The 9,447-nt window shown below is 53.5% G+C and carries 9 protein-coding genes, 1 tRNA gene and 1 pseudogene; 9 read left to right on the plus strand and 2 right to left on the minus strand.

Going from position 1 to position 9,447, the window contains the following annotated elements; genetic code table 11:
- The 9 genes and pseudogenes from AACR14_RS15580 to AACR14_RS15620 all read left to right on the plus strand — a co-directional run.
- A pseudogene (locus AACR14_RS15580) lies at window positions 1-392 on the plus strand (type VI secretion system tip protein VgrG); the annotation flags it as partial.
- Window positions 389-1,183, plus strand: coding sequence for a DUF4123 domain-containing protein (locus AACR14_RS15585; protein WP_019446842.1), 795 nt, complete (start codon window positions 389-391; stop codon window positions 1,181-1,183). The pseudogene AACR14_RS15580 and the gene AACR14_RS15585, both read left to right, overlap by 4 nt.
- Complete coding sequence (locus AACR14_RS15590; protein ID WP_019446843.1) at window positions 1,183-3,135, plus strand: T6SS phospholipase effector Tle1-like catalytic domain-containing protein; 1,953 nt, start codon at window positions 1,183-1,185, stop codon at window positions 3,133-3,135. Before AACR14_RS15585 ends, AACR14_RS15590 begins: the two co-directional genes overlap by 1 nt.
- A complete protein-coding gene (locus AACR14_RS15595) occupies window positions 3,135-3,833 on the plus strand; it encodes a DUF2931 family protein (RefSeq protein ID WP_019446844.1) in 699 nt (232 codons plus the stop codon). The genes AACR14_RS15590 and AACR14_RS15595 overlap by 1 nt, the downstream gene beginning before the upstream one ends.
- 187 nt (window positions 3,834-4,020) lie before the next feature.
- On the plus strand, window positions 4,021-4,719 hold the full coding sequence (locus AACR14_RS15600) for a DUF2931 family protein (protein WP_019446845.1): 699 nt from the start codon (window positions 4,021-4,023) through the stop codon (window positions 4,717-4,719).
- A complete protein-coding gene (locus AACR14_RS15605; protein WP_083851957.1) occupies window positions 4,716-5,426 on the plus strand; it encodes a DUF2931 family protein in 711 nt (236 codons plus the stop codon). The genes AACR14_RS15600 and AACR14_RS15605 overlap by 4 nt, the downstream gene beginning before the upstream one ends.
- Before the next feature lie 4 nt (window positions 5,427-5,430).
- On the plus strand, window positions 5,431-5,652 hold the full coding sequence (locus tag AACR14_RS15610) for a hypothetical protein (protein WP_152564571.1): 222 nt from the start codon (window positions 5,431-5,433) through the stop codon (window positions 5,650-5,652).
- Complete coding sequence (locus AACR14_RS15615) at window positions 5,652-6,350, plus strand: DUF2931 family protein (RefSeq protein ID WP_019446847.1); 699 nt, start codon at window positions 5,652-5,654, stop codon at window positions 6,348-6,350. The genes AACR14_RS15610 and AACR14_RS15615 overlap by 1 nt, the downstream gene beginning before the upstream one ends.
- Window positions 6,351-6,600: 250 nt before the next feature.
- On the plus strand, window positions 6,601-7,968 hold the full coding sequence (locus AACR14_RS15620; RefSeq protein WP_019446849.1) for a tetratricopeptide repeat protein: 1,368 nt from the start codon (window positions 6,601-6,603) through the stop codon (window positions 7,966-7,968).
- A gap of 156 nt (window positions 7,969-8,124) precedes the next feature.
- Here the strand turns inward: AACR14_RS15620 and AACR14_RS15625 are convergent.
- Window positions 8,125-8,201: transfer RNA gene (locus tag AACR14_RS15625), tRNA-Arg, on the minus strand.
- Between the two features lie 50 nt (window positions 8,202-8,251).
- A complete protein-coding gene (locus AACR14_RS15630; protein ID WP_019446850.1) occupies window positions 8,252-9,406 on the minus strand; it encodes a flagellar assembly protein FlgT in 1,155 nt (384 codons plus the stop codon).
- Between the last annotated feature and the right edge of the window lie 41 nt (window positions 9,407-9,447).

A 9,447-nucleotide genomic window follows, 5' to 3' on the forward strand; every position in this document is an offset into this window, starting at 1 on the left:
TCAAGGCGGACTATTCGCTGACGGTGGATGCCTCCATGCACCAGAAGCTGGGGCAGTCACTGCTGGTTGATGCAGGCAGTGAAGTGCACCACAAAGCGGGGATGAAAATCGTGATGGAGGCGGGCGCCGAACTGACCCTGAAAGTCGGCGGCAGCTTTGTGAAGATTGATGCCGGTGGTGTCACCCTCTTTGGCGGCTCCATCAAGATGAACTCTGGCGGTAGTCCGGGTTCTGGCTCTGGGTGGGCGGGTCAGATGCCCGGCCTGCCGGGTGTGGTCAAGGTGCCACCCGCGCCACCAGCCACTATCCCAGCGATTGCCATTCAAAAGAGCATGGAGTCAATGGCCCCGCTGGTGAAACCCTGCCCCTTTGCCCAGGGAGGTAAGGCATGACTTTTCAAGAGTGGCGCAGCCAATATCCCGGCCAGTTGTTTGCCGTCGTCGATGCTGCGCTCGATACCACCGCTGTGGCGGACTACTGCAACCAGGGCGGTGCCAATGCCATCCCCTTGTTTGCCGGTACGGCGTATGCGGACCAAGCCGAACAAGGCCCTTGGCTACTGCCCAACCCAGCTCCCGAGTTTATCGCGGCTCACCCGCAACTGGGCGGCGTCTACGTCTCAAGTGATGCCTCTGTAGATACAATCCAGCAGCACTGGCAAAGCCTGATAGAAGTGGCCTTCGAAGGAGAGGTGATGTGGCTGCGCTATGCCGATAATCGGGTCTTTCCCAAGATGCTGGACACCATGAGTCAACAGGAGCTCGATGATGTGCTCGGCCCCTGCTCAAGCCTCTGGGCCAACGATAGTGTGTGGCAGCGAATGTCTGATGCTGAATTCACGCACCGCCAAGCGCCTTGGTTTCGCATTCAGCCTCACCACCTGATACCGCTGTATGACGAAAGCCGTCACGCCTACATCCTCTCTCGCCACTTCTGGCAACGGATGGAGGATATGATGGCGCGTCATCCCAATCCGGAAGCCGCCATTACCACCGCCCTCAAGCAGGCTAATCAAGCTGGGCTGACAGGTGACGTCCTTGATGGCGTGGTAGCTGGCGCTCTCACGCTGCAGGCAAGCATGACGCTGGATGCCATCAGAGCGCCGTTGATGCTGACCGATGATGAAATGGCTCAGGTGAATAACTGGCTGAACAAACACCCTGATTTGATAGGAGCTGTGTAATGGCTATCAGCGCCCACTGCATCCCCTGTGAAAAGAACAACTGCTGGATTGAGATAGACGTTCGCGACGAACAGAACCGCTCGTTCAAGGGGCAAAAGGCCACCTTGACCGATGCCACGGGCACCAGCAAAACCGTGACCCTAAAAGATGGACCAACCCTGGTACAAGGCTTTGCGGTGGGGCCGGTGACGATCAAGCTGGAGACCCAACCCTGGCTTAAAGCAGCCCAATCTCGTGAAGCCCTGAAAGAGGGCGAAACCAGCCAGGTTCCCGCTTATACCGACAAACTTTTCGGTCACGACGATGTAAAGCGCGAGCATGTCAAAGTAACTACTGGCGACCTTTGCCTCACTGACCCAGAACAACCGCTATCGGAAGGACATAAAGCCGGGCAAGCCCAACCGCCGCGCTTTATCACCAAGCACTCCTACGTGATTGAGGTGAAGGGCTATCAGCTCACCACCCTGCGTATCGGGGTGTTCTTTGATGGCACTGCCAACAACACCTTCAAGCACAGGGAAGGGAAAAGTGCATTGGAGACCGCCTTGGCGCAATGTAGCCTGGAAGAGCAGCAGGTATTGCTGGAGCAGTGTTTTGAAGGGGCGTTGCCTGATGATCTCAATAACAGCGAGAAGAACGATATCACCAATATTGGCAAGGCTAGGGAGCTATATAAGCTGCCGACAAAATCCGAATTGAATGTAGCTGTTTATGTTGAAGGTATTGGCACCACCGAAGGGCAGAACGATGCAAAAGCCGGTCTAGCCGCAGACAAGGGTGATACCTCTAGTGCTGTTCGGGTTGAACAGGCCTGTCAAACCCAAATTGTGGCAGAGGTCAAAAAACAACTGGAGCGAATACTGCCCACAATCGAATGTATTCATAAGGTCGAGTTCGATGTTTTTGGCTTTAGCCGGGGCGCTTCTGCTGCCCGCCAGTTTGTAAACCGTATCGACCAGAAGGGCGATCACCCTCTGGTGGAAGCCATGGCCGCCGACCCCGATATCCCTCTGAAGAAGGGCTTTGACTGGGCCAGTCGTGATGATGTGCGGATCCAGTTTGTCGGGCTGTTTGATACCGTGGTCAGCTCCTATCTGTGGGGTAAGCGTAATGTGGCGCTGGCCCCTGATTGTGCCGAACGAGTAGTGCATATCGTGGCGGCTGACGAGTGGCGCTATCACTTTGACTTGACCCGTATCACCGACGATGCCGCAGGCACTGCACTCGCGGAGAATTTTACCGAAGTGATTATTCCCGGCGCCCACTCCGACATCGGTGGCGGCTATTACAGCCGCTGGAGTTTGCGTGACCCCAATTATGCGTCACCGCTGATCACTGAAAACAGTGTGATCGCAACCTTCAGCTCCAATGAGTTGCCGCATGTCCATCCAGCTGATGCACAGGCATATCGGGATGCCAGTGCCTATGCAAAAATGCGTGCTGGACAAGGCTGGGGCAAAGGTGCCGTGTCTCTGGCTAGCTATAGTGATGCAACTCGGCTTGGCTATCTCAATGTGCGCCCTAGGTCACTGGGTCCGATCACGGGCAGTCAATCTGGGGGGCTTAGAAACATCAGCGTAGATGTGGTACTGCACCGGGTGGTGGAGGGGGAATATTCACGTATACCGCTGCACATGATGGTGGAAGCGGCGCGGGATGCTGGAGTGCCTTTTAAGAAGTGGGTATCACAAGGTGACAATGCCTACCGCCTAGATAGTGCGCTCTCGTATCCCACTGTGAACTTAGCCAAACTCGATGAGCTATGGGTTGATGTGGCCCAACGGCGCGGAGAGGTGATCAACTTGGCTCGTAGCTTACCTGATGAGGTGTACCAAAAGTTGCGGCTGAGTTATTTGCACTACAGCGCAGATACCGGGCTAGTCAACAAGCCCAATAGGGTTGGTGACAAAGAGATCCGCAAGCTGACGGGTAATCAAAAGGGAGGTTATTAATGCGCTGGATACTCTTACTGGTTTTGTTGCCACTAGTCACTGCTTGTCAGGCCGCGTCTTCCCCATCCCAAAATTTGGAGTGGTGGCATATGGTCGGTTCTAACTCAGATGAACTATGGGTGACCGAGGTACTCTTTTATCGCCAGGGCAAATTGGTTGATGCCTCGACGAATGGTTCCGCCGGATTTTTTGGGGCTGAAGGGTTAAAAGAAAAAGACTATCGCTGGAGTATTTCAAAAGGGAGCCACACCACACGACCAATTCCAGATCGGGTGGAACTAGAGTGGATTTCATTCCACGACAAAAAACGCTATCGCATTAGCCTGGCATTGCCAGCAGAGCTGGAAAGCATGATTGCACAACCTTATCGCATCAAGGTGAAAGATGATTGGCGCGAAGAGCGTCGAGATAACATTGGCTTAGGCATGGCCACTGGTGGATATGTGGAAGCATTTTTAACCAGTGTCAGAGTGACACCTGATATCCTGCTGGCCAGGGGGATTGCTAAGGAAATTCAAACCTCGCAAGACAAGGAAAATCCTGTCACCAAAGTATACAAAGAGTGGTTCGACGATTTTGATAAAGCATACGGTGATGCCTATCAACAGTACCCCACCCCCAGTGGTATGGCTTGGGCTCCGATCATGGACGCTTACCGCGCCGCCCAACCCAAGACAGATACTGACCCAGTAAGGTAACACCATGGAGCTTGAAAGTGCCGGCTAAGGGTACCAAACCAACATCACCAAATATCCTCCCGCGGCAGCTCACGCTAGAGGCAATTACAGCTCTGCGCCAAGATATGCGCCGCCGATACATTGATAATATGAAGGCGCTTGAGACCATGGATCTCTCCCATCTAGAGCAGGATGTACCAACGCAGAGATGAAATCTATCGTCGCATTATCGGTTTTTTGCCTTTCATTGATGGCCTGCGCGGCGCCACAACCTTTGCCTCAATTTGCTTGGGATTATGGTACAGGCAGTAATATAGATCTTACTAAGAACACCAAGACCGAGTTCTATCTTAGAGGGAAACAAGTTTATGCCGACCGTTTGGCCGGTGGCGGAGCTGGAGGTCTACTTGCCGATAGAATCAAGGTGCAACGTTATTATTGGGCGGGTGGTGGTGGCCTGCCTACCGACGGTGTTCCCATCCCCGATAAAGCTGTGATTGAGATGGTTTCCTTCCATGATCGCAAGCGCTACCGTATAAAGGTGGACTTGCCTGCCAATCTGGAGCAACAGATGCGCCAGGTCTACTCTGTTGAGGGGCGTTATGACCGCCGTAGCTGGCTCTATTTTGGCCTAGCGCCAGGCGGCTATTTTGAGGTGTTGCTCAAGGGAGATAGGTTAAATGTTAAGCCAGATATTCTGCTTGCTCGTGGTATTGCCGAAGTTGTGACTGATGATTGGTATGACAAGAAAGTAGCGATAGATCGCCAATATGGAATGGATGATTTTGACAAGAAATATGGCGCGTTATTCAAGCAATACCCAGTTCCCAATGGCATGGCCTGGGCGCCTATCATGGATGCTTACCGCGCAGCACAGCCTAAGACTGATATAACTCCGGTTCAATGATGATATTAACACGCTGGATTTTTATACTGACGTTCCTGCTATCAAAGTCTGCATTGTGCGATGACGATGGCCCCAAATCCATGGACTGGTCATATATGGTAGGGTCCAATGCTGATGAAATTTGGCATGCCAAGGCTAATTTTTATCGTGAGGGGAGTCTGATTCATGGTTCTTCAAATGGTGATGCAGGGTATGTTGGAGTAGAGGCATTACAACGAAAAGATTATCGGTGGCGTATAGGTGGAGGACGAAAGCTATATAACAAACCAATTCCAGATAAAGTGGATATTGAGTGGATTTCATTTCATGACAAAAAACGCTATGGCATTACTTTAACCCTTCCACAGGATTTGAATACACAACTCGCTCAAAACTACTTGATTGTCAATGCAGAGAAACGCCAAAAAGCACGGAGAAATATTATCGCTCTTGGGCTAGCGCCAGGAGGTTATGTTGAAGTGTTTCTAACTAAATTCAATGTCAAACCTGATGTATTGCTCACAAGAGGCCTTGCTACAGAAGTACATCCTTGGCAAGACACTAAAGTTCCACTTACTAAACAGTTCCATAATCCTTTTAAATCGTTTGATGATAGCTATGGAGCGAGTTACCAACAGAACCCTGTCCCTCTTGGCATGGATTGGGCCCCCATCATGGACGCCTATCGCGCTGCCCAACCCAAGACAGATACTGACCCAGTGCAGTGATGACTTGTATGCGCTGGATAAACTTTGGGCCTTATCTGCTATCGAACTGAAGGTCGCCAAGAACTTGGCTCATCAATTATCACCTGATGTTTACCGCGCCTTGCGTCGTGACTATCTCCACCACAGTGCCAGCAACAAGGGCATTGCAAATCCGGCCCATACCAATAAAGACGAAACGAGTATTAGTAAAGAGAGGCGCGAACTGATAGGGAACAAGGTGTCATGATGTTAAAACGATGGATATTAGTGCTTGGCCTGCTTTTTCCTCTGTTGGCTTGTGCTGCGAATACAAAGATCAAACCTTTTTCTTGGCGTTATGGTACAGGCTCTAATGTTGACAGTTTTTGTACAACCAAAGCAGAGTTTTACTGGCAAGGTAAGAAGGTGGTGGGTTATCCAGGAGGGGGCTGCAACGCTGGCATTCTTCAGAGTAAACTTATCAATAAAAAGTATTACTGGGCTGGTGGTGGAGGACTGCCGACAGACGGTGTACCGGTACCCGATAAAGCCGTGATTGAGATGGTTTCGTTCCATGATCGAAAACGATACCGCATCAAGGTAGATTTACCGATCGATCTAGAGCAGAAAATGCGTCAGGTGTATTTGGTTGAAGGGCGTTATGATAGACGAAATCGCCTCTATTTTGGTTTGGCTCCTGGTGGTTATTTCGAGGTCATATTAACCGGAGGAGGATTGCAGCTCAGTCCTGACCTACTGCTTGTCCGCGGCATAGCCGAAGAGGTAACCGATGATTGGTATGACAAGAAAGTACCGGTAGTACGCCAATATGGAATGGATGATTTTGACAAGAAATATGGTGAGCTATTCAAACAATACCCAATTCCCAATGGCATGGACTGGGCCCCGATCATGGACGCTTATCGCGCAGCACCGCCCAAGACGGATACCGATCCGGTCAATTGATTTGGATTGCGGTTTAAGAGGTATCAATGAAGCTGTACCAAAACCTGTTTGCCCTGCATCTGCTTTTTCATCGTGATAATGACCATATTATGACCGCCGAATTGGTCGAGAGCACTAGGCAGGAAAGGCTAATGATCAGGGAGGATTCGCATTCACTTGATGGCCATCAGATGGTTGTGTAGTACAACGGGCCTGTTGGCAAGATAGGCGCGATTTATCCGTAACATTTTCACTCTGAGTAGATTTTTCCATGAAATTTAACGCTTTATGGCTGGCGCTGGCTACCGGCCTGCTCGCAGCCTGCTCTTCCACAACTTCACTCACTGACGCCGAGTTATCCCAAGCCGCAAAGCAGGGGGATGGCCGAGCCCAATATGAGCTGGCCAAACGTCTGGCCAGCCAACCTGATTACCCCAACGCCATGCACTGGATGCAGCAGGCCGCTGAGCAGTCGGGCCCTTTGGCTGCCGATCAGCAGGTCCGTGCCAATGCTGCCTGGCAGGTAGGGGAGTGGTATCAGGCTGGACTCGGTGAGCCAAAGAATCCAGCACTTGCTACTCAGTGGTGGCAGCGCTCTGCTCGCCTTGGCAACAGCAATGCCAGCTATCAGCTGGGCCTGATGTGTCAGGAGCAGCATCAGGGCAAGCTGGTCAGTGAATGCCTCGACTGGTTCGAGAAAGCCGCCAAACAGGATCATGCAGAGGCGCAATTGATCCTTGGGCAGTGGTATGCCAAGCAGCAGGGGGCGGATGAGGATGCCGTCAAGTGGTTGGAAAAAGCGGCAGAGCTGGGCAATCGTGACGCTCAGTATCAGCTGGGCAAGCGCTATGAGCAGGGGAAAGGGGTGATCAAACGCCCGGATATTGCCCTGCGCTGGTTTGAGAAGGCGGCCGCCCAGCAGCAGCCGGATGCCTTGTTGTTGCTGGCTCGTCAGGCTACACCAACTGATGCTTTCGCGGCTTATCAGCGGGCTGCCAATGCGGGTTCTGCCGAAGCTGAACTATGGCTGGGTGTTGCTTATCTGGCGGGAGAGCAAGTGCAAGCTGATCCTGCGTTGGGCAGATATTGGTTGGAGTTGGCGGTGACTCATGGCTCGCATGAGGCGGAGTACCAACTGAGCTTGCAACAAACAGATGGCGTAGCCAGGCAACATTGGTTGACTCTGGCTGCGGAAGGCGGGATCACCAAGGCCAGTTTCGAGCTGGCGCAGTTGCAGCAAGAGCAGGGTGAGTTGGAGCAAGCCAGAGCCAGCTATGCCAAAGCTGCTGGACAAGGTCATACCCAGGCTCAATATGCTTATGGCGAGATGCTGCGGCAGGGTTTGGGCGGTAAAGAGGACTATGTGTTGGCACTCAAGCAGTATCGTCTGGCTGCCCAGCAGGGTGACCGGATGGCTCAATACCGTATGGGGACCATGCGTGAAGAGGGACTGGGGGCTCCGCGCAACCGGGTACATGCCTATGCCTGGTTATCTATGGCGGCAACAGAAGGGATGCCAGAAGCCGTGCTGGCTCGTGATGAGCTGGAAGCAGCGATGACCAAGCCGGAAGTCAAACAGGCGCAAAAGCTCTCTGAGCACTGGTTTGGCAAGATCGCCACTATCTGGCAAAAAGGCTGATAGCTTGACAGGCAAGTGGCCCTTAAGGGCCACAGTGTTATCCCATAGCCCCTGGGTTTTGAGCGCATGATGGGGTAATACGACGCTCACAAGCACGCCAGGGCCAAAAACAACCAAGGGGTTGGCTCCATGATGATGCCAACCCCTTGTTTTATATGGCGCTCCCGACTGGAGTCGAACCAGTGACCTGTCCCTTAGGAGGGGACCGCTCTATCCTGCTGAGCTACGGGAGCTGTGTGGCGGGCATTATACAAGAAGCAATTCCCTTTTAAACCCTTGATTCTTATTCCAATACTGCCAAATCCCCATTCTGGATGTTAAACGGCGAATATTTGTTCTGGCTGCTGATGATGGCGCCATCGTCGAATACCTGTACTACCTCAAACAGGCCGTCGGCTGGGTTGCGCATCATGCGCGACTTGCCGTAGGGGTCGATAAAGTCGGCGTTGTGCTGGATGCGGAACTGATCGCCAAGCTTGACACCGTTGCGCCGCCCCAGATTGATGTAGGGGCCTCGTTCGTTCTGGCCAACCACCCGGGCGGTGACCGGGGCGCAGGTGAGCTGGGCTACCAGATCCTGAGCCGCCTGCTGCAACTGGTAGTTGACCTCCTGGCCATAGCTTGACTGCCAGAACTGGCCGCTGCTGCTGCCCACCTGTTCCCGCTTGCCAAAGGTCCAGGTGGCACGCCCTTCGTAGACCTTGCGGTTGACCAGACTGCCGTTGATGCCATCGAACAGGTAGAGCTGCATGCGAAAGTTGCGTACGGGATCCTCATACCAGCTGGTCAGCTGGTTGCCTTGCGGCTCTATGGAGAGATCGTCGATGCTGCCGAGCACCAGATACTGGCTGTCGGTACGCAGGCTGAGCGCCTTGATCTCTTCGAGGGCACTGCGATCCCCCTGTTGCAGGTGAAGCGGGTCGATGCGCAGGTTTTCATCCAGCCACTGGCGCACCGCGACCCCTTGCGGCGCGTTGGCGAGAGTCTCGAACAGTCGTCGCGAGAGGTTTTCCGGCATGTCGTCCATGGCGCCGTAGCTGGCTTGGTCCGGATAGCGCATCCGCAGCCTCACCAGTGTCAAATCCTTGGCGAAGTGCTGGGTCTGGCAGATCTGGCGCTCGGCCTGAATGTCGGCCACTAGCGTGATATACATGCGGCCGTTGCGCACCTCTTCCCGCTTGAGCCGGTACTGGCGAATGTCGCCGCCGGAGCGGATCTGGATCTGCTCGGAGCGAAGGCTGCCATTTTCCAGACGCTGGACGCTGGAAACGGCCGCGCCGCTGGCCAGCAGCGCCTGACGCAGGGCGTCGCGGGTCGCCTGCTCGCGGGCATAGACCTCATCGCCCCCCAGAATGGCGGCGCTGCCCTGTGCTTCGATAAGCTCGGCGCGGGCGCTCAGGCTGGCCAGCAGCAGGGTCAACAGCAGCGGTAATTTCATAGCAGATACCTTGAGTTGGCGGGCAGCCGAGCCATGTTGAG

This window comes from Aeromonas sp. 159 (assembly GCF_963862045.1).
Classification (GTDB): domain Bacteria; phylum Pseudomonadota; class Gammaproteobacteria; order Enterobacterales; family Aeromonadaceae; genus Aeromonas; species Aeromonas veronii.